This is a genomic window from Actomonas aquatica (assembly GCF_019679435.2).
In the GTDB taxonomy this organism is placed as follows: Bacteria; Verrucomicrobiota; Verrucomicrobiia; order Opitutales; family Opitutaceae; genus Actomonas; species Actomonas aquatica.
The window spans coordinates 5,137,431-5,163,130 of the sequence record NZ_CP139781.1 but is presented as its reverse complement, the minus strand read 5'-3'; the positions used below and the strand labels follow the sequence as shown (position 1 = coordinate 5,163,130).

Here is a 25,700-nt window from a genome sequence, read left to right as displayed (position 1 = left end):
AAGAGGTTAAAAGAGGTAGTTCACGCCGAGCTTCACCGTCTCGTCGGTGTAGCTGGCGTCGATTTCATTACTGCGGCTGTCATCCTGCTCCCACCGGCCGAACACTTCCCAGTGCTCGCCCACCGTCCGCCGCGCTTCGATCTCCCAAAAACGATCCGCCTGCGTGCGCGCTTCCGGCGTTAGCCCCGCCCCTACCGTCTGCACCAGATAATCGAGGTCACTGCGCTCGTAGCGCCCTTGCAGCCGCCAGTCGCCGAAGGACCAGCCCAGCTCCGCCGACCAGCGATCGCGGTCGTAGTCATAAAATCCCGACGCCCCGTCACGGTTTTCCAATTCACTCCAACGCCCTTCCATGCGCCACGTGCCCACTGCCGTAAAACGCACCCGCACCCGCGCCTCCAGGCCGTCCTGCTGCAGTCCGAGGATCGTGTCATCCAACAGACGCCCGCCCACCGTGGCCTCGCGCCGATAATCATAGTCCCGCTCCGTGCTCGTCGTCGCGCCGACCAACTCCAGCCAGCTCCACGGCGTCCAGCTCAACTCGCCCCGCCATTCCTGCGCGTCGTAATCCTCCGGCACACCTTCATAGTCGGCCCGCAGCAGCCGACCGCCCCCTTCGATCGCGAAGCCCCACGGCAGCGACAGCCGCAGCGCCGAACCGACGTCGCCCCCCGTCACCTGCAACGGCGCCACCGTGCGTGCGCCGATCGTTTCGGTGAGATCCAACACCTGATCCTGCCAATAGCCCTGCGAGCTCACCCCGAGTTGCAACCAGCTCAGCGGTCGCACCCTCAGTTCGCCGCGACCAAACCACGCCGCCTCGTCGTCGATGACCGGATGCCCGTCATACCAACGCGTGCGACCGTCCAACATGAACAGACTGTCCCAGCGCGCGCTCTCTCGCCGCGCAAACGCTTCCAGCCCCACCTCGCCAAAATTCGCCGACTCCGGCAGCACCGTCGACAGCCCCGGATTCTCCCGCTGTCCCCACGCCGCGGATACACCACCGAGCACCTGCCACGCGCCGGGCTGCAAGTCGTCCAACAACGCCTCCAACTCGGCCTCGAGTGCCGCCTCATCGGCCGCGTCCCAAGTCAGCTCATCGGCCGGCGCCTCATCCTGCGCCCACAGCGCACTCGCCCCAAGCAGGGCGGCGGCGACCATCGGGCGGCCGAGGGGCCGGAGGGTTCTGAGTTTCACGCTGGTGAAAGGGGTTGAGGGTTTGGAAAAACAAGACGCACGGCGCTACCGCAGGTTGCCGCGAGGTCGGAGAAACCGGATGGACCACACCATGTGATCCACCCGGCGTTAATCGACGTCACGAACCAGCGTGAAACCGTGCCGTCGAAAGATCAGCCGCCACTACCAGCGCGGCGGGCTTTGCGCAGCTCGCGCATTTCATCGCGAATCTGGCGGGCGAGTTCGCGCTGCTGGCGCACCTGCTCGCGTTGTTGCTCACGCAACTCCGCAATCGCCGCCTGGCGCTCTTCTACCGTCATGTCCTGCAACTGGGCCAACAGTTGCTGACGGTTCGCCACCCACTCCTGGCGCTGCTGTTGGAAGCGGTTGACGAGGTCCTGCACGTCGGTCGGCAGGTTGTCGATGCCAGCGAGGCGCGTGGCTTCGTCCACGTGTTCCCGCAGTCGGGTGCCGACGCCGGCGCCGCCCGCACCGCGCGGACCGTTGGGGGTGGCAGTGGTCGGGTCCGGGGTCCCGGCGTCTTGGGCAAAAGCACTCGCGACGCCAACAGTGGCCGCGAGGGTGAGGATTTTAAGCAGGGAGGCTTTCATGATGATGTTCTCCAGTGGGTGTTTTGAAAATTGCTGGTGCCATTCCATCTGCACTGCGCGTGCCAGCCGATGCCGAGTAACGCTTCTCCCTGACTGGCTTTAACTTATCTCACTTACGCCCTGTCCCGCACTCGCCGTCGATTGGGAACTATTCCCCAATCTCCTCGCGAAGCGGCGGGAACTATTCCCCACCCTCTTCGCGCCGCTTGAGCCGATAGCGCACGTAATCCCGCGGCACCCCCAACAAACGCGCCGCGGCCGACACGTTGCCGCCCGCCTGCGCGATCGCACGATCCACCATCTGATCGATCGCCACCTCCAGCTCGAACCCGCCGTCCTCCGGAAAGCGAAACCCGCGCCGCAGCCACGCGCCCGCCGGCTCCGCTTCATCCGCGCCCGCCAATCCCGCAAAGGTCAGCCGGTCGTCGTCAAAAACGACCGAACGCTCAATCTCATGCGCCAGCTCGCGCACGTTGCCCGGCCAGGTATGCGCCAGCAACCGCGCCCGTCCCACCGCCGGGATCGGTCCCGCCGTCAGCCCATAACGCGCCGCGATCCGCCCCGCCAGCGTCTCGGCCAGCGCCACCACATCCTCGCCCCGCTCCCGCAGCGGCGGAATGCGCACCCGAAACAGGTCGAGCCGCTGCCGCAGATCTTCGCGAAATTCGCCAGCCTCCACCCGCGCCGCCAGATCCCCCTGCGCCGCCGCCACGATGCGCACGTCCACCGGAATCAAGCGCTGACCACCCAGCCGCCGCACCATGCGGTCTTCGATTGCGGTCAGCAGCTTCGCCTGCACCGCCGCCGACAGACTGGTGAGTTCATCCAAAAACAAGGTGCCGCCATCCGCCGCCTCCATCAGCCCGATCTTCGCTTCCTTCGCATCGGTGAACGCGCCGCGCTCGTGACCAAACAACTCTGACTCCGCCAGCGCATCCGGCAGCGCCGAACAATTCACTTCGATCAACGGACCTTTCGCCCGCGGACCATTCCGATGCAGCCACCGCGCAAACGAGGTTTTGCCCGTGCCGGTTTCGCCTTCGATCAACACCGGTGCCGGCGCGCCCGCGCCCGCCGCCACGCGCCGGTCCGCGCCCACGATTTTTTCCAGCAGCGACCGCACCGGCTGTAGTGACGGACCAAATACCAACGCCTCATCCTGCGCCGCCGCCCGCTCCTCGCGATAAGCCTCACCACGCTGCTTGCGCCGCGCCCCGCGCGCCCGCGCCAAGCGCACCGCCGCCTCCACCGCCTCAAAGGGTTTCACCAGGTAATCGGCCGCGCCCAGCCGCATGGCTTCGACCGCGCCTTCGACGCCGCCCTCGGCCGTCATCACCACCACCACCGTGTCGCTGCTCACCGCCCCTTCGCTCAACAGCTCCAGACTGCGACCGTCGGGCAGATTCACGTCGAAGAGCGCAAAATCAAAAGCCAGATCGGCCAGCAGGTTGCGCGCTTCGGCCAGACTGGCCGCCGCCGACACTTCGGCGCCCTGTTTTTCCAACTGCGCGGTGAAGCGCCGTCGCAACAGGGGTTCATCTTCGACCAGGAGAAGCGTGCAGCCGTTGAGTCGCATCGACCGCGTGAAACTTGCCCGCCCCCGATCGCGCTGCAACGCCTATCCGCGCAACTTCACCGGCCCCATACCCGATCCATCAGAATCGCACCGGCCACCGATACATTGAGCGACTCCACCGCGCCGCTGCCGGCCAGCGTCACCCGCCGCGTGCAGAGCGCGTCCAACTCCGGACTCAGCCCATGCTCCTCATTGCCCAACAAAATGGCCACCGGCTTGCCCGGCTCGATTTCGCTCACGCGGTCGCGACCATCGCGGGTCGCCGCGCCCACCAATTCGTAACCCGCCGCCTCCATGTCGCGCAGCAGGGCCACGAGGTTGCGCGGCTGCCACACCGTCAGCGCTTCGAGCCCGCCCTCCGCCACGCGGAAGGCGGCGTCGTTGGGCTTCGCGGCCTCCGGCGTATCCGGAATGATGATATGCTTCACGCCGAAGAACGCCGCCGTGCGCGCCACCGCGCCGAGGTTGTGCGCGTTGCCGATCCGGTCGAGCACCAGCACCGGCACCCGTTCCCTTGCCCAGCGCTCGGGGTCGCCCCGCACCGGCGACGCGAGCCGCGGCGCATCCACCACCGCCACGATGCCACCGTGGTGCACACTGCCGGCGATCTTCTCCAACTCCGCGGGCTCGACGCAGCGGTAAACCTTGCGCGCCTGCGCCATGGCCTTGGTCATCGCGCCGATCTTGCGGCCCGTGGCGTAGTCAAAAAACAGCCGCTGCACCGAGTCCGGATCGCGCGCCCACCGCGCACTCACCGCGGCAAGTCCGCAGAGGTTGAGGGTCGCTTTGCTTTTCACGCCTCGCCTTTCCCGCGTTCGCCGGCCGGTCCGAGGGCCCATGACGACACCACCGGCAACGTGAAGGACCAGTCGAACTCGAAGTCCAAGGCCGCACTGTAGAGGAACCAGTCGCCAAAGGCCCGACGGTCCGCGCCGAACACATCCGCGAAAACACCATGCAGATCGGTGCGCATGCGGTAGAGGTAGTGGGCAAACTCCGTGATCACCGGCACCCCGTCGCCTTGCGTCGGATCGGCCGCGGCCGGGCTCATCAACCAATCGTAGAAGGTGCCCGGACCTACCTCACCACCGTCGGCCCAGCGCAAGAGGTCGTTCTTCGTCTCCTCAAAATAGATGTGCAGCAAAATCGGCGCGAGCGGCACGCCGTTGGCAAAGGTGCCGCCCGGAAACGGGTTGCCCGCGCGGGAGGGTTCCTTGCTGCGGGCATTGGCCGGGTTGTGCAGGTCCATGTCGTAACCGAGCGCCGCAAACTGCGCCGGATACGGCTGCTGCTCGCGCAACACGTCCTGCACGGCCTTGGGCAACTCATCGCGCCAGCTGTTCAGGCCGCCCTTGCGCACGAAGGTTTTTTTGCGATCCGTCACCGTCTGCATGATGCCGATCTCGCAGGCGCAGAGCGCGCGCCGCACTTTGTCGAGCGGCTGCGGCACGATGCGGTCCGTCAGCGCCTGAAACGTCTCCACCGGCTTGTTCCAGAGGTCTTCGTAACGCACGCCGTGGGTCTGACCGCAGCGCAGCCAATAGATGGAAAGGTGCGTCTTCAGGTAATACCCGCGCTTGGCGTAGTTGAGCGTGTGCTCGCCGTAATTGCCCGGTCCGTCTTCCAACATCGAGTCCGGTCGCATCGCGCGCACGTGCTCGGGATCGTTGTCCCGTTCCTCGCGATCATCGGTATAGTGTCGCAGCGAAACGAATACATCACCCGGATGCCGCACCGGCGTGACAAAAATGAAGCCTCGCTCCTTGCCCAGCGCCAACAACTCCGGCTCGGGCGGATAATGCTGCTGTCCCACCCAACGCGGCCCGAAGGCATTCCAGTCGATCACCCGGAAGTCCGGATCCAGCGCCACCATCGGCAGGTGGTAGAGCTCGCTGAAGAGGTAGCGCAGCCACGTGTTGCCCGCCTTGGGCGTGCCCACGATGATGATCTTGAGCGCGTCATAATCGCAGGGCGGTTCGTGAACCGGACCATCAAGGGGAAGCGGAGCGCAGGCAGGCAACGTGGACATCACCGCGACGAAAACCCGCCGCCGTCACGTCGTCCACCTCTTACTTGGCCACCGAACCGACCAACGTGAACTCCTCCCGGTCGTGCCACAGATGCCGCACCCGCAAACCGGTCGTGTGCGCCACGAAGGGCGAGTCCGCCTTGGTCATCTCGCGCAACAGGGCCACCGGGTTCACTCGGCCAAATTTCAGGATCACCACAAAATTGCGGCACCAGCCATTCACTAGCCACGGCGCAATGAGATTGCGCGCCACGTGATGCGGTTCCTCCACCAGGTCGCAGAAGAGCCAGTCCACCACCTCGCCCGCCGCCGGCCGGTAGCCAAAGGCGTCCTCCCGCCGATGATCGATCAGCGGATGGTCCAGCGCGCCGCCTTTCATCGGCCCGTTGTCGATCGCGATGACCCGCGCCCCGCGCTTGGCTGCACTGTAACTCCAGCCCCCCGGAGCCGCGCCCAGGTCGACCACCGTCTCGCCCCGCGCCGGCTCGTATCCGAGCACCCCATACGCCTCCTCCACCTTGAGGTAACTGCGCGACGGCGCCTGCGAGTCGTCGGCCATGCGGCGCTGCCCGCCCCGCACGATTTCCCGCGCCACCCACGCCTCGCCAAAGTCGGTAAAAAACACAAACAGGCCGCGCACCGGCCCGACCCCCGCCGGCACATCCGGCTCCGCCAACCGCGCCACTCGGCCCAGCCGCTTTTTCAACAGCGGCAAAAACGCTTTCTCCACCGCCGCCGCCCGCCGACCGAGTCCGTCCAAGCCACTCGCGGTCGCAAACACACACGGCCAGGCCGCATCGATGCGTTCGCCCTGCAGCGCGCCCAGAAAATAATCGAGCACCGCGCCCGCCAGTTGATTGACCGAGCCGCCCGCCACCCGCACCGGCTCCAGCCACGCCGCGTGCGCAAAACACAGATCATCCGGCGCGCCGCCTTCAACCCGCACCCAACCGCCCCCGCGCGCCTGCTCACGCCCGCCCGTCGCGGCGAGCTCCTCCACCAGCAAGTCCTCAAATCCAGGTTGGCAACGACACAACATAACCCCGCGCAGCCTGCGCCCCGGCCCGCCCGCCGCGAGGTTAAACACACGGCAAATTTCGCCTTGCTTGCGTTCTTTGTGTTCTAGTATGCCTAGAACACCTTGCTGCCCTTCACGGTTCAATTTCGCCCCGACCAGCCGCCCTACGAACAGGTGGTCTTTGCGGTCAAAAAGGCCGTCTTCACCGGCGTCCTGCGACCGGGCGACAAGTTCCCTTCGGTGCGCACCCTCAGCCAGGAGCTGCGCATCAACCCCAACACCGCCCACAAGGTCGTCGCCCAGCTCACCGCCGAGGGTCTGCTGCAAGTTCACCCGGGCATCGGCACGATCGTGCAAAAGCCCTCCCCCTCCGCCGCCGCCGAACGCCGCCGCTGGCTCGAGACCGAGCTCGAACGCCTCGTCGTCGAAGCCCGCCACCTCGGTATCGGCGACGACCAGCTTCGCGCCGCCCTCGAGCGCCAGCTGACGTCCACTCCGCCCCCTTCCTCCACCCCATGACCGCCGCCCTCACCGCCACCCAACTCACCCGGCGTTTCGGTCGCACCACCGCCATCGATCAAATCGATCTGGTCGTGCCGACCGGCTCCATTTTTGCCCTGCTCGGCCCCAACGGTGCCGGCAAAAGCACCTGCCTCAAACTGTGGCTCAACCTTCTGCGTCCGACCGCCGGCGAAGCCACCTTGCTCGGCCGTTCTTCGCGCTCGCTGAGGGCCGCCGATTTCGAACGCATCGGCTACGTGGCCGAGGGTCAGGACCTGCCGCTGTGGATGACCGTCGACCGCTTCATCGCCTACTGCCGCGCCTTCTACCCGCGCTGGGACCACGCCTTGGAAAAACGCCTGCGCGACCTCTTCGACCTGCCCGGCGCGCGCCAGCTCAAACACCTTTCGCGCGGCATGCGCATGAAGGCCGCGTTGCTTTCCACGCTCTCCTTCCGGCCCGAGATCCTGTTGCTCGACGAACCGTTCTCCGGCCTCGATCCGCTGGTGCGGGACGAACTCGTCGCCGCCTTGCTGGAACTGCCGGGCACCGACCGCCCCGCGACCGTGGTGATCTCGACCCACGACCTCGACGACGTGCAACGCCTCATCGATCACGTCGCGTTTCTGCACGACGGACGCCTCCTGCTCAGCGAAAGCCTCGATGCGCTGACCGCCCGCCACCGCGCCATCGAAATCAGCGCCGAGCAACCACTCACGCCCCCTACCGCACCACCCGGCGCGGCGTGGCAACGGATCGAACAACCCTTCCCGCGGGCGCTCCGCGCCATCGACACCCGTTGGGATCCCGCCACGAGTCCGACCGCCCTGCGCGCCGCCTTTCCCGGCGCCCATATCGAAGACCGCCCACTCTCGCTGCGGGAGCTCTTCCTCCTTCTCGCCCGCCGCGTCAAAACCCCGTCCGTCCGATGAACCTCCGCCCCTGCCTGCTCCTCCTGCGCAAGGATCTGGTGCGACTCGCCGTCCTCGTGGTTCCGGCCCTGCTGCTGATGTGGGCCGATCGTTTTGTCGCGTTTGGCACGCTGCAGCCCAGTCGCACCTTCAATGACTTTGGCGTCTGGACCACCGTGCTGCAGTGGCCGCTCATCGTTCTGGTCGGCATGGCCCTCGGCAACGAAGACCGCGCCATCGGCGACCAGACCTTCTGGCGCACCCGACCGATCCCACCGGGGCAGGTGCTCCTCGCCAAACTCCTCGCCCTCGGCCTCACCTTGGTGCTGCCCGCGAGCGTGTTTGAATTCATCCGCGCCCTGCAGCACGACCTGCCCGCCTCTCTCGCCGCCGTGATCGCGGTGGAACGCTTCGCGACCGTCGGCCTCATCTCCTCGATCGCTCTGCTGCTCGGCGCCGCCTCGCCTTCCATTCTGCGCGCGATCATCGCCGTGGTGGTCATGGTCGTGGCGGTGCTGCTGTTCCTGCTCGCCGATCAGCAATTTCAATGGGTCAAGGCGGTCAAGGCCCTGCGCCTGGTCGAAGTCAGCGCGGGCTCCCGCCAAGTCGTGTCCGTCGTCATCTGGGGTCTCGCGACCCTCGGCTTGCTCCACCAACTCTATCGCCGCGCCAACGCTCGCCTCGTGCTGTTTGGCGGCCCGCTTGCGCTCATCGGCGGTCTGCTCATCGGCCAATGGTGGTTTGTGCAAGTCGTCGCCGAACCACACGACGCGCCGCCGACGAACCCGGTCGACCCGGCAGACCTGCCTGCCCTGCGGCTGCGCAACGCCCACGAATTTGGCGTCATCCAACGCACGTCCGGCCCCACCCCCTCCATTCGGCTCGGGGTGCCGGCCCAGCTCGACACGAGCACCGATTCCTTCGCAGCGGAGATCCTGTTTGCCGAAAGCGAACTGACCTTTCCCGACGGCACCACTTACAACACGCGTTGGTCCAATCCCTATTTCCCGCTGCCACTGCAAACCGCCCGCAAGGCGCTGCAACAGGAAGTGGGTCTGCGTGCGCACCGCACTTACCTCGGTGACGCTCGGGCCGACCATTACCGCCCTAATTTCCAGATCGGGCAAGTGCCCCAGCCGACGATCCAACCCTGGCAAGGTCGGGACGCGGACCTCACCTCCAAGGTGCGGGTGCGCTACAGCCGTCTGCGTCTCGCCACCACCCTGCCCTTGGAACGGGGTGCCAGTTGGGCGGAGGCGGGAGTCCGCCTCCAAGTGCTGGGCCGACCGCAGTGGCAGCATGACCGGATCGAGCTCCCCATCCTGCAATCGCGCGCCACCAGTCTGCTTCACCCCACCGGCGCGCTGCGGCCCGACCAACGTCTGCTGGATCGCTTTTTTGGCTTCGCGCTGATCAATCGCACCACCCAGGAGGCCGCGCTCGCCGTGCAATTTGGTTATCAAAACTCCAGCGAGCTCGGGGCCACCTTCGAACAACGCATCCTGCGCCCCCGCTTCGCCGACGCCGAAGGCATGGCCGACGACACCTTCAGCATCACCTCCGCCACGATCGACGAGCAGTGGTTGGAGCAGGCGGAGTTGGTCATTTTTGTCAGCGATCATGTCGGCGAAGTGGACCAGACCCTGGATTTCGGCCCGATCACCTTACCCACCTTCGATAGGCCACTTCCCGACGGATCGTTTCTGCACGACTGACGCAGCGCGGCCGCGGCCGCCCACCAAGAAGGCCTCGCGCTGGCAGGGGGCCTGCTGGCAGGGTCGCCGCCCATGCGTGTGCTGATTGCTTTCGACAAATTTAAAGACGCCCTCACCGCCCCCGAGGCCTGCTCCCTCGCCACCGCCACGCTCCAGGAGGTGCGCCCCGACTGGCACGCCGATCCATGTCCGCTGGCCGATGGCGGCGAAGGGTTTGCCACCATCCTCACTGCCGCCGCCGGCGGTTCCTGGCATCCGGTCGAGGCCACCGGCCCCCGCGGAAAAATCGCTCCGGCCGGCTTCGGTCTGGTCGACACCGCCAAACTCAGCGCCGCCGCCCACGCCCGCCTCGACCTCGGCGCGGCTCGCTCTCTCGCCGTCATCGAAATGGCCAGCGCCAGCGGCCTGCAATCGCTCGCCCCCGCCGACCGTGATCCGTGGCAGACCGACACGCGCGGCACCGGCCAACTCATCCGCGCCGCCATCGATGCTGGCGCCGAAGCCCTCCTGCTCGGCGTCGGCGGCAGTGCCACCCACGATGTCGGCATCGGCGCGCTCACCGCGCTCGGTTGGCAGGCCCTGCGCGCCGACGGTTCGCCCATCGAACGCGTCTGCCCGGCTGGTTGGGGCGAGCTCGCTCAACTCGTCCCCTCCCTGCTGACCTTGCCGCCCATCCGCATCGCCTGCGACGTCGCCAACCCGCTGCTCGGCGAGCGCGGCGCCGCCACCGTTTTTGGCCCGCAAAAGGGTCTGCAACCCGCCGATCTGCCCCGCCTCGAAGCCGAAACCGCCCGCGTCGCCACCCTCCTCGGCACCGCCGCCGGACGGCCCGGACTCGAGTCGACGCCCGGTGCCGGAGCCGCCGGCGGCATCGCTTACGGTCTGCTCACCGCCGCCAACGCCCAACTTGTGCCCGGTTTCGACCTCGTGGAGGATTGGCTGGAGCTCAGCCAACGCATCTCCGCCGCCGAGCTCGTGATCACCGGCGAAGGGCGTTTCGACGAGAGTTCGCTTGAGGGCAAAGGTCCCGGCGCCCTCGCCCGCCGCGCCCTCGACGAAGGCAAGCAGGTCTGGGTGCTGGCCGGCGCGGTCGACGTGCCGTCACCACCCGTCGGCATCACGCTCGCGGCCGTCACACCACCCGGCACGCCGCTGGCCGAGGCCCTGCCCGCCACGGCCACCAACCTCGCCCGCACCCTGCGCCAACAGCTCGCCCCCGCCCCCACGGACTGAGCCCGGCGCGCCGCCGCCCGCGGGGCTTCCTCAACGTTTCGCTCAATTCCGTTTGCACCACCCCGCCCCCCTCAGCACGTTTCTCGCCCCCTCGAAACGTCGCTGTGGACCACGATCATCATGAGCACCGCAAACGCCGCTGGGCCCGCATTCGCCGGGTCAAGGCCTTGCTGCGTTACACGCCGCGCCGCGCCCGCTTTCACCGCTACCCGGTGATCGGCCGTTTCGCCGACGTTGCTCGTAAACGCGCCTACCTCTGGTCCTTCCGCAAGGAGCACGTGCGCCCTGCCCTCTACGCCGGCGCGATCGCGGCCTTGTTGCCCATCATGGGCGTGCAGGTCCCGGTGGCCTTTGCCCTCGCTCTGCTCCTGCGCAGCAACGTGATGATCCTCGTCGGCCTGCAGTTCATCACCAACCCATTCACCGCCGCGCCGCTCTACTACGGCACCTACCAACTCGGCCACTGGATCATCCTCCAGTCCGGTTTTGGCGTCAGCACCGAGGTCGTGCCCGGCGACGCGGGTGTCCCGCTCGAGCAGACCGGCGGACTCGATCTGCACGGTCCCGATGAGCTCGCTTGGACCCAAACGCTCGGCACCACGTTCAACTCTCTCGTGCTCGGCGGCGTGATCGCCGGCGCGCTGCTCGGCCTCATTCTGGACATCATCTGGCGCAACGGCGTCGCCCAGGCCGAGGCCCATCGCGTGAAGGTGGCCGAACGCAAACGCCATTCCGACTCGACCCCTCCCGTGCCCCCCGCAGAGTGAGCCGCGACGCATGTTCGGACGCTCCCACTCCCGCCCCTGGTTCTCCCTCCTGCCGCTCGTCGGCCTCCTCCTCGCCGGCTTTGTCGGCTGCGCCGCCGGCGGGCCTTCCCCCCGCGCCAATACCGCCGCCGCCGGAGCCACCCGCGCCGCACCGACGCCCCCGCCCGCCGCCCAGGCCAGCAACCCCGCCACGCCCCAACGCGCCTATCCGGTCATGCTCGGCATCGATGTGCTGGAGGCCAACCGCTTCGAACAACTCCGCGGCAAACGCGTCGGCCTGCTCACCCACCCCGCCGGCGTCAACCGCCGCGGCGAGAGCACGGTCGATGTCCTGCGCCGTGCACCCGGCGTAAACCTCGTTGCCCTCTTCGGTCCCGAGCACGGCATCTACGGCGACGAAAAAGCCAATGTGCCCGTCGACGATCGCATCGACCCTCGCACCGGCCTGCCTGTTTTTTCCCTCTACGGTAAATACCGCAAACCCACCCCGAAGATGCTCGAAGGGCTCGATGCCCTCGTCGTCGACCTGCAGGACATCGGCACCCGCAGCTACACCTACGTGAGCTGCATGCGCCTCGCCATGACCGCCTGCTTTGAGCAGGGCGTGGAGTTCATCGTGCTCGACCGCCCCAACCCTCTCGGCGGGCTCAAGGTCGACGGTCCGCCGCTCGACGCCCAGTGGAAGAGTTACGTGGGCGCCTTCCGCGTGCCCTACGTGCATGGCCTCACCATCGCCGAACTCGCCCGCATGTCCCGCTTCGCGCCGGGTGTGCTCGACCTCGACGACGCCACCCGCAACGCCGGCAAACTCACCATCGTCCCCATGCGCGGTTGGACGCGCGCCATGCGCTGGCCCGAGACCGGACTCAAATGGGTGCCCACCTCGCCCATGATCCCCGACTTCGCCGCCGTTGTCGGTTATCCGATGGTGGGGCTCGGGACCTACCTCGGCGACTTCAGTCACGGCGTCGGCGTCGATTATCCCTTCCGCGGCATCGCCCATCGTGGCACCCGCATCGATCAACTCGAGTCTTTGCTGCGCGCCATGAACGTGCCCGGCATCGCCGTGCAACGGGTGCGCGCCACCACGCGCGAGGGCAAACCCACCGAGGGCCTCTACCTGCGCGTCGCCGACTGGGCCCAATGGAATCCGGTGGAAATGAACTTCCACCTCATGCGTCTTGCCTGCGCGCTCGAGCCCACCAACCCGTTTGCCGACGCCAAGGACTCCGAGGCCGGACTCTTCATCAAACACATGGGCTCCGAGGCCTTCTTTAACGCCATCAAACGCGACGGCGCCGACATCGATCTCGACCACTGGCTCGCCACCTGGCGCCGCCAAGCCGACATATACCAGCGCCAAAGCCAGCGCTACTGGATCTACCGGTAGGGTCGGACCGCCGGGCCGACCGCCGCAGTTGCCCTCGCCTTTCATGGCGGACTCTCGCCTTTCGCGGGGTTAATCGTCAGGACCTTTAACGCGCGCGCACGCTTTCGTGCGTTATCGTCCTCCCCCGCCGCCATGCCCGACTCTCCTGATCCCCTCGACGACCTCTTCGACGCCTACCCGTCGCCGCCTCCGCTGGCGGCCGACTTCAAGGCGCAGGTGCAGCAACGCCTCGCGCAACTCCCCGTCGCCAACGCCGACGCTCCGTCCCTGCCGTGGTGGCGCCGACTCGAGCGCGCCTTCGCGCAACCCGCCGCCGCCGCGCTCTTTGTCTGCTGCTGCATCCTCGTGGGTCTGCTCGCCGCCGAGATGCACGCCAATGCCGAGCGCGCCCGCACCCACGCCCGCGTCGTCAACAGCTACATCGAACTCATCAACCCGCGCGTCGATCCGGCTCCTGTCGCCACGCCCCCGGAGGCCCGGCCATGAACCGCGGTTACCTCGTCCTCTTTCTCGGCGTGATCGCCGGCCTCATCGCCTACCAAGGCTGGACCTCGCTCCGCGCCGGCTGCCGCGACGGTGACCTGAATTGCCAACTGGCCTGGATGCGCGAGGACCTCTCATTGACCGACGAACAATTCGCCCGCGTGGTTGAACTCCACGCCCGCTCCTCCTCGCGCCTCCGCCAGCTCGCGCTCGATATCGGCCGCATGGAGACCGAGTTCGCCGCCTTTGAGCAGACCCGCAAATCCGAGGGCCGCGTCGACTTTCTCGAGTTCGCCCGCTTCGTCGCCGAACGCCGCGAACTTGAAGCCGCCGCCGACCAATCCGCCCGGTCGCTCATCGAAGCCACCGCCGACGTGATGTCGCCCACCCAGCGCCTCCGTTACCTCGCCCTCGTCGCCCCTGCCGCCGCCCCGCCAGGTGCCGGCGCCGGTGCCGACACCGGCCGCCCCTGAGCCCCACCTCCTCGCCCGCCGCGTCCACCCCAACGCAATGCCCGAGGCCGAGCACGATCCCGATCTCGCCGATCTGAGCGACCTGCGTCGCGGCGATCCCGCCGCCCTGCGCCGCGTGATGGATCGCTGGGCGACGCGCTTGCATGCCTTTGCTTGGCGCTACCTGCAGCACAACACCGATGCGCACGAGATCGCCATGGAAACCTTTGTTCGCCTGCACCGTGCCGCGCCGCGGCTGCGCGACGACACGCGTCTCGGTGCCTGGCTCTTCACCGCCACCGCCAACCTCTGCCGTAACCGACTTCGTTGGCGCCGTCGCCACCCCGGCGACAGTTGGGAGGAAATGACCGAGCTCGGTGAACCGGCCGGCACCCAACCGATCAGCACCCAACCCCACGATCCGGCGGTCGCCGCCGAGCGCGACGACCGCGCCGACGCCCTCGTGTCCGCCATCGATCAACTGCCCCATCGCCTCAAAAGTGTCGTGCTGCTGCATCATTTCGACGGACTCAGCTACATCGAGATCGGCGAGATCGTCGGCTGCAGTCCGCGCGGCGTGGAAACCCGCCTCTACCGCGCCCGCCAAAAACTCCGCGAACGGCTCACCGCCCGCCTCAGCGACTGAGACTACGGCGTCGACGGGGCCACCACGCCGCCTTCGCGGAACATGAACTCCTGTCGCACGCGCACGATCACCGGATGGCCGTCGCGCAGCGGCGGCTCAAAGCGCCAGGTGCGCACCGCCTCCAGCGCCAGTGTGCCGAGCTGTTCGTGATCCTTGGCGGCGATCGCCGGCATGCGCACTTTGCCCGCCTGATCGATGAAGAAATCGATCACCACTTTGCCCACGATACCCTGTTGCGCCAACTCACTCGGAAACGACGGCGCCGCCACCGCGATGGGCACCGGGATGGCATCGAGCTCCTGCAGCGTGGCCTGAAAAACCGTCTGCCGATCGCGGGCGTGCCCACCCTGCAAATACAGGTCCACGATGGATTGGAAATCCGAGTTGATGGTGATGCCGTCGACCGTGAACTCGATCGGCAACTCCGCCCGCAACGGCACCGGTCGCCCGTCCACCATCGCCGGCCGATAGATCGAGTGTTTGATCAGGTTGATCGCGCCCTCGACGAAGTAGTCATGCGACGCTTCGACGATCAGGTAGTCGACCAGTTGCCCCTGCTCATCCACTTCGATCACCGCCCTCGCATAACCATCCATGCGCCGCAGCTTCGCCTCCCGCGGGTATTCCGGCTGCACCGGGATCACCTCGATCGGTTGGTCCCCCTCCAATTCCGCCGCTCCAACCGGAGCGGCCAACAGACAAATCAACGGGATGAGACGACGCCAAAACATGTGCGAACGAGGAGAACGTGGATCGGACTAGGCTAAACCCGCGCCAAGGCCAATCCCTTCATCACCACGCCGAGTCAAGGGGCCTATTTATTCAACCGTTCCACCACCGCCCGGCGCATTCGCCGCCGCCGTTTACTCAACGAATCACCAACGCATTAAGCCATTCGAGGTTGCAGCATTTGCCCGCGCGAATGAAGGTCCTCCCTCCGCGCCCCGCGGACGCTTTTCACACCCAAAAACCCTCAACCCGCTACCTCCCTCGCCGGCCGTGGTGCCGGTGCTCAACCCTCCTCCCATCATGCCCAGACCCGTCACCCTCTTCACCGGCCAGTGGGCCGACCTCCCCCTCGAAGAACTCGCGCCCCTCGCCAAGTCGATGGGCTACGACGGCCTCGAACTCGCCTGCTGGGGCGACCACTTCGATGTCGATGCCGCCAACGCCAAATACATTAAGGAAAAATGGGAGCTGCTCGCCGACCACGGCCTGACCTGCTTCTCCATCTCCAACCACCTCGTCGGCCAGGCCATCTGCGACAACATCGACGAGCGCCACAAGGCCATCCTCTCCGCCGAGGTCTGGGGCGACGGCAAACCCGAGGGCGTGCGTAAACGCGCCGCCAAACAACTCATCAAAACCGCCAAGGCCGCCCGCAAATTCTTCGACGCCAAACCCGGTGCCGAGAAGGGCGCCGCCGTCACCGTCAACGGCTTCACCGGCTCCTCCATCTGGCACTCCCTCTACGCTTTCCCGCCGACCTCGATGGAGTATTGGCAGGCCGGTTTCGCCGACTTCGCCAAGCGCTTCGGACCGATCATGGACGCCTTTGACAAGGTGAATGTGAACTTCGGTCTCGAGGTGCACCCGACCGAGATCGCGTTCGATATCGCCTCCGCCCGCACCGCCCTCGAGGCGCTCAAGGGTCACAAGCGTTTCGGCTTCAACTACGACCCCTCTCACCTCGGGTATCAGGGCGTCGACTACGTGAAGTTCCTCCGCGAGTTCAGCGACCGCATCTACCACGTGCACATGAAGGACGTCTGGTGGGATCACGGTAACGGCGACGTCGGCGTCTTCGGCGGTCACACCGGCTTCGGCGACCCGCGCCGCTTCTGGGACTTCCGCTCCGTCGGCCGCGGCGACATCAACTTCGAGGAGATCATCGTCGCCCTCAACGACATCGGCTACGCCGGTCCGCTCTCCGTCGAATGGGAAGACATCCGCATGGACCGTGTCCAGGGCGGCACCGAATCCGCCGCCTTCTGCAAGCAGATCGACTTCTCCAAGAGCGCCGTCGCCTTCGACGCCGCCTTCGACAAGGAAAACCAATAAACTGAGCCATCGGCTTTCAGCACTCAGCTTTCAGCCCTGCTCAGGGACCTGATTGCTGACGGCTGATCGCTGACTGCTGACCGCTTTCCCCATGAGTAAAAAAATCGCCATCATCGGCGCCGGCGGCATGGCCGCCTATCATATCAACGGCTTCCGCTCCGCCGGGGCCGATGTCGTCGCCATGGCCGACGTGAATCACGCCGCCGCCCAGGCCACCGCCGCCAAGCACGGCATCGACAAAACCTTCGGCGACGTCGCCGAGATGCTCAGCGCCCTGCCCGAACTCGACGGTGTTTCCGTCATCGTGCCGAACAAGTTCCACGCTCCGCTCGCGCTCCAGGCTCTGCAGGCCGGCAAGAACGTCTTCTGCGAAAAGCCGCCCGCGCTCAACGCCACTGAAATGGCGGAGCTCAAGGCTGCGGCCGAGTCCGCCGGCAAGACCCTCATGTTCAACTTCAACAACCGCGCCCGGCCCGAAAGCTACGCCATGCGCGGTTACGTGAACGACGGTTCCATCGGCACCATCAACTCCTGCCAGGCCAAGTGGATTCGCCGCGCCGGCATTCCTGGTTTCGGCGGCTGGTTCACCAACAAGGCCCTCGCCGGTGGCGGTCCGCTCATCGACCTGCTGCACATGGTTGACCTCGGCCTGCACTTCATGGGTTACCCGGAGCCGGCGCACATCCTCGCCCGCACCTACAACGATCACATCGACGACAAGGCCTTCAAGGGCCCGTGGGGCATCCCCGACAACGCCAAGGGCGTGAACGACGTCGAAGCCGCCGCGCATGGATTTGTCACCTTCACCACCGGCCAGTCCCTCTCCTTCCAGATCTCCTGGGCCGAGATGAACGAGCGCGAAGAATGCTCCTGCACTTTCCAAGGCTCCAAGGCCGGCGGCATGGTGCGACGCCTCTTCGGGGTCGACGGACTCGATGAAACCTCCATCGACGCCTGCCAGCTCTACACCACCGAAAACGGCGTGCAGGTGAACCGCGACGTAAAGGTCGCCACCGACGAAACGATGGGCCGCGAGCGTTCCGCCGCCAACTTCATCAAAACCCTCACCGGCGAAGAAGCCCCGCTCAACACCCCGGCCGAAGCCCTCTCGCTGATGAAGATCATCGACGGCGCCTACGCCTCCGCCGCCTCCGGCCAACCCATCGCCCTCTGAACCTGATTTATCTAACCACGGATGCACACGGATGCGCTCCACTACCGTTTCGCGTTGCCCCTCGGCAGAGCGTAGCCGGTAGGCGAAGCCATCCGTGTGCATCCGTGGTTAAAAAACACCCCTGAATTATGAAACTTAACCGCAAACTCCGCATGGGCATGGTCGGCGGTGGCCGCGGTGCCTTTATCGGCGCCGTGCATCGCATGGCCGCCAACCTCGACGGCCAGATCGAACTCGTCGCCGGCTGCTTCTCCTCCGACCCGAAGAAGTCCAAACTCTCCGGTCAGGACTTCTTCCTCGACCCGAAACGCGTCTACGCGTCCTACGCGGAAATGGCCGCCGCCGAAGCCGCGCTGCCGGAAGACGAACGCATCGACTTCGTTTCCATCGTCACGCGCAACAACACCCACTTTGCGGTCGCCAAAACCTTCCTCGAAGCTGGCATCCACGTCATCTGCGACAAGCCGCTCTGCTTCACCGTCAAAGAAGGCCGCGCCCTCAAGAAGATCATCGAAAAGACCGGCAAGGTCTTCGCCCTCACCCACAACTACACCGGCTACCCAATGGTGAAGGAAGCCCGCGACTGGGTGCAGCAGGGCAAACTCGGCAGGCTGCTCAAGATCGTCGTCGAATACCCGCAGGGTTACGCCATCACCGCCATCGAGGAAAAGGGCGACGGCGCCATCTCCAACTGGCGCATGGACCCCTCCACCGCCGGCGTCTCCAACTGCATGGGCGACATCGGCACCCACGCCCACAACCTCGCCCGCTATATCACCGGGCTCGAGGTCGAGGAGATCTGCGCCGAGCTTTCCACCTTCATCCCGGGCCGCCCGCTCGACGATGACGGCAACTGCCTCGTCCGTTTCTCCGACGGCGTGAAAGGCATCCTCTTCGCCTCGCAGATTTCCAACGGCGATGAGAACAACCTCAACATTCGCGTCTACGGCACCAAGGGCGGACTCGAGTGGCATCAGGAAAACCCCAACGAGCTCATCTTCAAACGCGCCGACGCCCCGCCCCAGGTGCATCGCCGCGGCAACGGTTACCTCGGTGCCGCCGCCCAAGGCGCGACCCGCACGCCCTTCGCTCACCCGGAGGGATTCATCGAAGCCTTTGCCAACGTCTACCTCGCCGCCTCCGACGCCATTGCCGACGCCATCAAGGGCCGCAAACCGCCGAAGAAGGGCTACGACTTCCCCACGGTCGACGACGGCATCGCCGGCATGCTCTTCATCGAAACCGTCGTGAAGAGCTCCCAAAAAGGCGCCCGCTGGACCAAGTTCCCGAAGGTCTGAATCCCCTCCCCCCCTCTCCTCCAAACCGGACGCCCCCCGCGTCCGGTTTTTTTGTGTCTGCAGCGGAACCCCCAGCCGAGCCAAAACCCACAAACCACTGCTCTTATGGATCTTATAAGGATCTAATTACATCCTCCCATCGCGATAGAGATCGCCAACTGACTCCGTTATCGCTAGCGGAGAGGCCGAATGAGGCGCACCGCGACGTGCGATCATTTTCACCCCATCCCCTGTCGTTGTCATGAATATCCAGCAGCGTATTGCTGCGGCCTTCGCGACTCTTCGCCCTGACCGCGTTCTTCGCCCCGTTCGACTCGCGTCGCTCGGACTCGCCCTGATCTCCCCCCTCCTCAGTTCGGCGTCCAACATCATGTATCACGCCCACTTTATCGATGGCGCCTACGAATTTGACGTCACCCTAACCTTCAATCCCGAGAGTCCCTCCGTAATCTACCCCTCGGAACGCGCATACCGAGGGGTCCGGAGCGTCCAAGCAGTCACGGACGCGAAGCTGGTGGTCAAAGATGTCTCCAGCGGGCAGACGATTTACACCTACGTTCACACCCCTGACGCCCCGGACCGCGCGAGCAACATGCGGCTCATCTGGTCGAGTCAGTTCATGGAACTGGTTACCTATTCGGCCAATCGCTTTTTGTATCTCAATTTCCAGTTCGAACCGACCGCGGACCAGATCCCCATCGACGGTTCGCCTCCGGTCGAATTCACCACATCCCCCACGAGCATCTACATCACGATCTGGGACCCCAGTCCTCGGGTCGAATACGAACAAAAAATTACCGCTGACTTCACGGTCTCCGCGGTCAGCGAAGACGCCCTGATCCAGGCTGCTCACGCGGCGCAAATCGCGGAACTGGAGGCGAACACCGCCCGCTTGCAGAACGAGTTGGACGACACCACCGCCGCCTTGGCGACGGCCACCTCCCTGCTGGCCGCCAGCAATGCAGAGATCGCCACCTTGGACGCCACGATCGAAGCCCTCGAAACCGACAACGCGGCGCTGACGTCCAACGTCGCCGCCCTCGAAAACGCCGTCGTCGCCTTACAAGCCGCGCTCGACGCCGCCGCCGCTGAGTTGACCCAATGCCACACCGATCTCGCAACCGCCCAGGCGGAGTTGGCCGCCACCCTGGAAATGCTCGCCACCAGCGAAGCTCAACTGGCAGCCGTGCGACTCGAACTGACCGCAACCGGCGACACGCGCACGCAGTTGGAAAGCGCCCTCGGCGTCGTTCTACCTGGCGAATCCGAACCCGCCAAACTACAAGTCCTCGTCAACGCCATCCTCGAGCTCAATCCCGGCCAACAACGGGCCTTGATCGACCAAATCACCGGAGCCAAGCAGCGCCCGCCCGGCGCCGCCAAAGGCAGAGGAAAGTAGGCCGGACACGGCCGATGTCGCTTCGGCGGCTCGCCTTCCGGTCCCAAAACCGGACGCGTCCTGCGTCCGGTTTTTTATGCCCGCGTGTCGGGGCTTGGCTTGCCACGCCCTCCCCGCCCCCCCCGCAATCCATCTCTCTCCATTCCCCATGAAAAACCTTCGTCGCTCACTCCTCACGCTCGCCCTCTGCGCGCTCTCTCTCACCACCTGGGCCGCCAAACCCTCCGCCGACGAAACCGCGCAGATCAAAGCCGACATCGACTCGATGTTCACCCTCTTTGAAAAAGGTGATGCCTCGGCCCTCATCGAGCACACCCACGACAGCATCTACAAACTGGTCGGCAGCAAGGAGGTGTTTACGCAGATCACCGAGCAGGCCCTGGCCATGCTCAAGCAAACCGGCATCCGCTTCGTCGAATCCACCACCGGTGAGCCCGGTGAGCTGTATCCGGCGGGCGACTACGAACTTTGTTTTGTGCCCCGCACCGCCATTATGGAGATGCAGGGTCAGAAGCTCCGCACCCAGTCCTTCATGATCGCCATCCGCACCAAGGGGGAGTCGGACTGGAAATACCTCGACGGCTCCGGCCTGCAGCAGAATCCCGCCCTCCTGCGCACCCTCTTCCCCGAGCTCGACGAATCCGTCGAGACTCCGGCCATCACCGTCACCCCGGTGTCCTGAGCGGCAACGCAGCGCGAGTAAACTCGCAGCCTACATTCCGCTCCCGCCCCCGCACTGTAGGCCGCGAGTTTACTCGCGCTAACGCCTGCCCCTCGGCCGTAGCGGCGGCTTCAGCCGCCGTCTCGCGCAATGCCGGCTTAGGCTGGAGCCGGCACTAAGCCCGACACCTCCACCCCTTACCGGCGCAGGCGCGACTTGCGCACCGCCGGGGCGGCCGCCTGCTGAGCGTTGGGGTCAAACAGGGCCGAGTAGATGTAGTCGAAGTCGTCGATACGCTTGCGCTCCACTTCGGCACCGATGAAACGCTCGATCGAGCGCGCGTAACGCACGTCGTCTTCGGTCACTAGGGTGAAGGCGTCACCGCTGGTCTGCGCACGACCCGTGCGACCGATGCGGTGCACGTAGTCTTCCGGGTTCTCCGGCACGTCGTAATTGATCACGTGCGACACGCCCGCGATGTCCAAACCACGCGCGGCGATGTCGGTCGCCACCAGCACTTCGAATTTGCCCGACTTGAAGCCCTGCAACGCTTCCACGCGCTCACGCTGACTGCGGTCCGAGTGCAACACGCCGACGGTATGGTCTTCCTTCTTCAACTGCCGCGCAATGCGGTCCGCGCCCATGCGGGTGCGGGTGAAGACGATCACACTCTTGAAATCGGTGCGCTTCATCAGCTCAAGCAGCAGACTGAACTTCTGCGGAGCCACCACCGGATAAAACGCGTGGGACACCGTCTCGGCCGGCTTGCGCTGCACACCGATCTTCACCTCCACCGGATTGGTCAGCGCCCAGTCCGCCAGCGAGGCGATCTCAGGCGGCAGGGTGGCGGTGAAGAACAAGGTCTGACGCGAGCGCGGGCACTTTTCGACGATGCGGCGCACGTCGGGCAGGAAGCCCATATCGAGCATGCGGTCGACCTCGTCGAGCACCACGATCTCGATGTCGTTGAGGTGGGTGGAACCGTCCTCCAAGAGGTCGAGCAGACGCCCCGGGGTCGCGGCGCAGACGTCCACGCCGCGGCGCAGGTCCTCGCGCTGCTTGCCGTATCCAACACCACCATACACGATCGTCGTGGTGAGGTCGGTGTATTTGGAATACATCTGGAACGCTTCCTCCACCTGCAGCGCGAGCTCGCGGGTCGGCTCGAGCACGAGGCAGCGCATTTTGCCATGCGCCCCGAGACGTTGCAGGATGGGCAACGCAAAAGCCGCCGTCTTGCCGGTGCCGGTCTGCGCCGAACCGATCACGTCGCGACCGGCCAGCACCTGCGGGATCGCCTGCGCCTGGATCGGGGTCGGGGACTCGTAGCCCTTCTCGGCCACCGAGTAGGCCAGCGCATCGTTGAGGCCCAGTTTGGAAAATTCCGTATCCTGCGCGGGAATATCGATCGGCGTCACCGGCTTGATCGGCTCGCTGCGCGGATGCTCAAAATCGTCGCGTTCCGGACGTTCGCGCCGGCCTTCGCCGCGCCCGCGACCACCGCGACCGCCCCGACCCTCACGACCACCGCCACGCTTCTCGCCGCGATCGCCATCCCGGCCACCGCGACCACCCCGGCCGCGACCACGACCCCGGCCGCCTTCACGCTGACCTTGACCCTGCTGGTCGCCATCGCCGGCGGGAGCGCCTTCACCGCGACCACCGCGGTTGCCGCGCTTGCGCTTGGGTGCATCGCCCTGAGTGCCCTCGGAGCGCGGCTTGCGCTCGCCGGAGGGGGCGGAGGATTTGGAGGAGGAGGGGGATTTGCCCTTCTGGGGGGCCGGCGCATCGGACGCGCTGGCCTTGGTGCCGCGCAACGCCGCAATAATCTTCTTAAACATAATGTGTGAGCGAAAGAGCCTTCGCGATTCCCTTGCGTTGGCAACCACGGAGATTGCCCCTTCCCGGGGTGCGGAAAATGCCCGCAAGCCCACGCTTGAATCCGGCCCCCGCTTGCCACTCTACTCCGCCTTTACGCCATCGTGTCTCCGCGCTCCCGAACGCTTCCCTATCCGTCGCCCGCCCAATTGCGCGCCCTGCGCAACCGGCTGAAACTCTCCGTGCGCGACGCCGGGCTGACCGATCTGTTCCCCTCCGACCGCGATGCCGACCGCGCCTTCTGGGAGCTGGAGCCCACCCCGCTCATTATCCAGCCCGATGAGTGGAAGGTCCTCGAGGCCGCCATCCAGCAGCGCGCCCGGCTCATCAACACCTTCCTCGCCGACCTCTACCACGAGCAACGCGCCCTCAAAGAGGAACTCGTCCCGCCCGAGATCACCCTCGCCGATCCCTACTTCCGCCGCCCGTCTCACGGCCTCCAACCCGAGCGCACGTCCCCAGCTACCCTCATTCGCTTCGACTTGGTGAAGACCGCCAACGGCTGGCATTTCACCGACGTCCACACCAATGCCCCCGTCGGCCTCAGCTACGCCGTCCAGAACCGCCGTTTCCTCACCCAGGAGGTGGGCGACTTCTACCGCGCCCTGCCCGACTACCGTTCGGTCATCAACTTTCCGCTCAAACTCGTCGACACCCTGCGCAGCCTCGCCCCGGCTGGCCGCACCCGCCCGTCGATGGTCTTCCTCTCCGCCGGCCCGCGTTACCCGTTCTACTCGGAGCACTCCTTCCTCGCCCGCAAGATGGGTCTGCGGCTCGCCCAGGGCGACGACCTGCTGGTCCTCGACAACCACGTGTATTTCAAAACCGTCGCCGGCCTCGAACGCGTCGACGTCATCTACCGCCGCCTCAACGACGCCTACATCGACCCGGTCGTCTTCTCGACCGACTTCGAATCCGCCGGCATCCCCGGCCTCATGCAGTGCATTCGCGCCGGCAACGTCGTCGTCGCCAACGCCATCGGCGCCGGTGTCGCCGAAAACCGCGCCCTCAACGCCTACTGGCCGCGCCTCGCCCGCTACTACTTCGGCGAGCGCCTGCTCCTGCCCTCCGCGCCGACCTACATCTGCTCCGACACCGACCAGATCGATGCCATCATCGACCAAGCCGAGTCGCTGCACCTGAAGCCCACCCACTCCCCGCGCTTCGGCCAGCCCGACCGCGCGCCGCTGCGCATCAAGGACAACGCCCTGCCCCGCCTCCTGCGTGAGCAGCCGCACGCCTGGGTCGCCCAACCCACCCTCGAATCCGTCCCGCTGCCCCACGCCGCCAAGCGCAACACGCCCTTCCGCTTCAGCGCCTTCACCCTCGCCCGCGGCAACGACATCGCCGTCCTGCCCGGCGGCATCATCAATATCGGTCGCGGCCCCTACCCGCGCGACAGCGTCGGTCCCTGCGCCGATGTCATCGTGCTCACCGGCGATGCCGAGACTGCCGGCAGCCTCTCCGACTTTGAGACCAACGTCGTCATCGACGCCGAGTCCACCCTGCCCAGCTCCCGCGCCGCCGAATCCCTTTTCTGGCTGGGTCGCTACCTGGAGCGCGCCGAATCCACCGCGCGCATGCTCCACATCCTCGACGACGTGGCCCTCGAGGAAATCTCCGCATCCGACCGCCGTCGCTGGTTGCCGCTCTGGCGCGGCCTGCTCGAGGCCACCGGTCATTCCGACCTCAAGATCAACGCCCGCACCAACCCCACCGCCACCTTCACCGACGACCTGTTGTGGCGCATGACCCTCGGCCGCAACCACCCCAGCTCGCTCATCAACAGTGTCACCGCCGCCGCCCACAACGCCCGTCAGCTCCGCGACTACGTGAGCCCCGAGGCCGGCAGCGTGCTCACTCGCCTCGACGAAACCCTGCGCGAACTCGCCGCCCAACCCGACACCACCGGCCGCTCCCGCCGCGCCCGTTCGCAACGCGCTCGCGCCGCCGGTCAGGCCATCACCGCCGTGCTCGATGAGGTCAACGCCTGCCTCGGCGCCGCCTCGCGCACCATGCTGCACGACGTCGGTTGGCACTTCCTGCAAATCGGCCAACAACTCGAGCGCGCCCACGTCACCACCTCCACCCTGCGTCACGTGCTCGTCGCCGCCGCCGACTCCCTCAACGACGAACCGTCCCTCGATTCGCACCTGCACTACCGCGACAACCCCGAGCTCTCCGCCCTCCTGCGCATGCTCGGTTCGCAGGACGCCTATCGCCGCCTCTTCCGCACCCGCAGCCAACCGCTCTTCGTCGCCAAACTCTTCCTCCAACAGCCCGAGGCGCCCCGCAGTATTCTGCACAACCTGTCGCAGATCCGCGCCAGCCTCGCCTACATCCGCTCCGTCACCGACCAGAGCGAAGAGACCGCACCCGAGACCTTGCTCGGCGCCATCCTCGACCAGTTGCGCGAGTTCGACCTCAGCCGTCACTTCGCCGCTGCCTCCGAGGACGACGAAACCGCGCCGCCGCCCACCGCCAAACGCGACACCTCCGCCGCCTCGCTGCGCACCGCGATCGACACCACGACCGAACGCCTGCTCGATTTCGACCAGCTGCTCAGCGACCGCTACTTCAGCCACCAGGCCCGCCTCGCCACCGACTCCCACCAGATCGAACTCGCCTTCGACGCCGAGCGTTCACGTTCACATTCAACGCCGACCGAACAGGACTGAAGACCCCGGCCGTTGACCCGCGAGACGCCAACCTCTCAGC

The 25,700-nt window shown here is 66.1% G+C and carries 23 protein-coding genes; 15 read left to right on the top strand and 8 right to left on the bottom strand.

Annotation, left to right across the window (positions count from 1 at the left end):
- Nucleotides 1-6: 6 nt before the first annotated feature.
- From K1X11_RS19700 to K1X11_RS19675, 6 genes are all read right to left on the bottom strand, one after another.
- Entirely contained in the window at nucleotides 7-1,200 is a 1,194-nt protein-coding gene (locus K1X11_RS19700) for a hypothetical protein (protein WP_221029541.1), read from the bottom strand.
- Between the two features lie 152 nt (nucleotides 1,201-1,352).
- Nucleotides 1,353-1,790 (bottom strand): hypothetical protein, encoded by a 438-nt coding sequence (locus K1X11_RS19695; RefSeq protein ID WP_221029542.1) that lies wholly within the window; start codon nucleotides 1,788-1,790, stop codon nucleotides 1,353-1,355.
- A 181-nt stretch (nucleotides 1,791-1,971) separates the two neighbouring features.
- On the bottom strand, nucleotides 1,972-3,366 hold the full coding sequence (locus K1X11_RS19690; RefSeq protein WP_221029543.1) for a sigma-54-dependent transcriptional regulator: 1,395 nt from the start codon (nucleotides 3,364-3,366) through the stop codon (nucleotides 1,972-1,974).
- A gap of 56 nt (nucleotides 3,367-3,422) precedes the next feature.
- Nucleotides 3,423-4,163, bottom strand: coding sequence for a TrmH family RNA methyltransferase (locus tag K1X11_RS19685; RefSeq protein WP_324726029.1), 741 nt, complete (start codon nucleotides 4,161-4,163; stop codon nucleotides 3,423-3,425).
- Nucleotides 4,160-5,395 (bottom strand): hypothetical protein, encoded by a 1,236-nt coding sequence (locus K1X11_RS19680; RefSeq protein WP_221029545.1) that lies wholly within the window; start codon nucleotides 5,393-5,395, stop codon nucleotides 4,160-4,162. The genes K1X11_RS19685 and K1X11_RS19680 overlap by 4 nt, the downstream gene beginning before the upstream one ends.
- A 40-nt stretch (nucleotides 5,396-5,435) precedes the next feature.
- Nucleotides 5,436-6,434 carry an SAM-dependent methyltransferase gene (locus K1X11_RS19675; RefSeq protein WP_221029546.1) on the bottom strand — a complete coding sequence of 333 codons (999 nt, stop codon included), beginning with the start codon at nucleotides 6,432-6,434 and terminating at the stop codon, nucleotides 5,436-5,438.
- A gap of 102 nt (nucleotides 6,435-6,536) precedes the next feature.
- On the opposite strand from K1X11_RS19675, the gene K1X11_RS19670 reads away from it, so the two are divergent.
- The 9 genes from K1X11_RS19670 (at nucleotide 6,537) to K1X11_RS19630 (ending at nucleotide 14,511) form a co-directional block, all read left to right on the top strand.
- Nucleotides 6,537-6,932 (top strand): GntR family transcriptional regulator, encoded by a 396-nt coding sequence (locus tag K1X11_RS19670; protein ID WP_221029547.1) that lies wholly within the window; start codon nucleotides 6,537-6,539, stop codon nucleotides 6,930-6,932.
- Nucleotides 6,929-7,846 (top strand): ABC transporter ATP-binding protein, encoded by a 918-nt coding sequence (locus tag K1X11_RS19665; protein WP_221029548.1) that lies wholly within the window; start codon nucleotides 6,929-6,931, stop codon nucleotides 7,844-7,846. Before K1X11_RS19670 ends, K1X11_RS19665 begins: the two co-directional genes overlap by 4 nt.
- Complete coding sequence (locus K1X11_RS19660; protein ID WP_221029549.1) at nucleotides 7,843-9,540, top strand: hypothetical protein; 1,698 nt, start codon at nucleotides 7,843-7,845, stop codon at nucleotides 9,538-9,540. Before K1X11_RS19665 ends, K1X11_RS19660 begins: the two co-directional genes overlap by 4 nt.
- 72 nt (nucleotides 9,541-9,612) lie before the next feature.
- Nucleotides 9,613-10,773: a glycerate kinase gene (locus K1X11_RS19655; protein WP_221029550.1), complete on the top strand. Its 1,161-nt coding sequence runs from the start codon at nucleotides 9,613-9,615 to the stop codon at nucleotides 10,771-10,773.
- Between the two features lie 104 nt (nucleotides 10,774-10,877).
- Nucleotides 10,878-11,540: a DUF2062 domain-containing protein gene (locus tag K1X11_RS19650; RefSeq protein ID WP_221029551.1), complete on the top strand. Its 663-nt coding sequence runs from the start codon at nucleotides 10,878-10,880 to the stop codon at nucleotides 11,538-11,540.
- A 10-nt stretch (nucleotides 11,541-11,550) separates the two neighbouring features.
- Nucleotides 11,551-12,930, top strand: coding sequence for a DUF1343 domain-containing protein (locus K1X11_RS19645; protein WP_225919266.1), 1,380 nt, complete (start codon nucleotides 11,551-11,553; stop codon nucleotides 12,928-12,930).
- Nucleotides 12,931-13,062: 132 nt separating this feature from the next.
- Nucleotides 13,063-13,416 carry a hypothetical protein gene (locus K1X11_RS19640; protein ID WP_221029552.1) on the top strand — a complete coding sequence of 118 codons (354 nt, stop codon included), beginning with the start codon at nucleotides 13,063-13,065 and terminating at the stop codon, nucleotides 13,414-13,416.
- Nucleotides 13,413-13,886 carry a hypothetical protein gene (locus K1X11_RS19635; protein ID WP_221029553.1) on the top strand — a complete coding sequence of 158 codons (474 nt, stop codon included), beginning with the start codon at nucleotides 13,413-13,415 and terminating at the stop codon, nucleotides 13,884-13,886. The genes K1X11_RS19640 and K1X11_RS19635 overlap by 4 nt, the downstream gene beginning before the upstream one ends.
- Nucleotides 13,887-13,923: 37 nt before the next feature.
- Nucleotides 13,924-14,511, top strand: coding sequence for an RNA polymerase sigma factor (locus K1X11_RS19630; RefSeq protein WP_221029554.1), 588 nt, complete (start codon nucleotides 13,924-13,926; stop codon nucleotides 14,509-14,511).
- Between the two features lie 2 nt (nucleotides 14,512-14,513).
- Here the strand turns inward: K1X11_RS19630 and K1X11_RS19625 are convergent, their stop codons facing one another.
- Nucleotides 14,514-15,242, bottom strand: coding sequence for an energy transducer TonB (locus K1X11_RS19625; protein ID WP_221029555.1), 729 nt, complete (start codon nucleotides 15,240-15,242; stop codon nucleotides 14,514-14,516).
- A 298-nt stretch (nucleotides 15,243-15,540) separates the two neighbouring features.
- Here K1X11_RS19625 and K1X11_RS19620 point away from each other — a divergent pair, with 298 nt between their 5' ends.
- The 5 genes from K1X11_RS19620 to K1X11_RS19600 all read left to right on the top strand — a co-directional run bounded on the left by K1X11_RS19620 (nucleotide 15,541) and on the right by K1X11_RS19600 (nucleotide 21,125).
- Nucleotides 15,541-16,572, top strand: coding sequence for a sugar phosphate isomerase/epimerase family protein (locus K1X11_RS19620; protein ID WP_221029556.1), 1,032 nt, complete (start codon nucleotides 15,541-15,543; stop codon nucleotides 16,570-16,572).
- A gap of 91 nt (nucleotides 16,573-16,663) precedes the next feature.
- Entirely contained in the window at nucleotides 16,664-17,746 is a 1,083-nt protein-coding gene (locus K1X11_RS19615; protein ID WP_221029557.1) for a Gfo/Idh/MocA family protein, read from the top strand.
- A gap of 128 nt (nucleotides 17,747-17,874) precedes the next feature.
- Nucleotides 17,875-19,044, top strand: coding sequence for a Gfo/Idh/MocA family protein (locus K1X11_RS19610; RefSeq protein WP_221029558.1), 1,170 nt, complete (start codon nucleotides 17,875-17,877; stop codon nucleotides 19,042-19,044).
- A 241-nt stretch (nucleotides 19,045-19,285) separates the two neighbouring features.
- Entirely contained in the window at nucleotides 19,286-20,443 is a 1,158-nt protein-coding gene (locus tag K1X11_RS19605; protein ID WP_221029559.1) for a hypothetical protein, read from the top strand.
- A gap of 148 nt (nucleotides 20,444-20,591) precedes the next feature.
- A complete protein-coding gene (locus K1X11_RS19600; RefSeq protein WP_221029560.1) occupies nucleotides 20,592-21,125 on the top strand; it encodes a hypothetical protein in 534 nt (177 codons plus the stop codon).
- A gap of 176 nt (nucleotides 21,126-21,301) precedes the next feature.
- On the opposite strand, the gene K1X11_RS19595 is transcribed toward K1X11_RS19600, so the two are convergent.
- Entirely contained in the window at nucleotides 21,302-22,945 is a 1,644-nt protein-coding gene (locus K1X11_RS19595; RefSeq protein ID WP_221029561.1) for a DEAD/DEAH box helicase, read from the bottom strand.
- 141 nt (nucleotides 22,946-23,086) lie between these two features.
- Here K1X11_RS19595 and K1X11_RS19590 point away from each other — a divergent pair, with 141 nt between their 5' ends.
- Nucleotides 23,087-25,660, top strand: coding sequence for a circularly permuted type 2 ATP-grasp protein (locus K1X11_RS19590; protein WP_221029562.1), 2,574 nt, complete (start codon nucleotides 23,087-23,089; stop codon nucleotides 25,658-25,660).
- The last annotated feature ends 40 nt before the right edge of the window (nucleotides 25,661-25,700 follow it).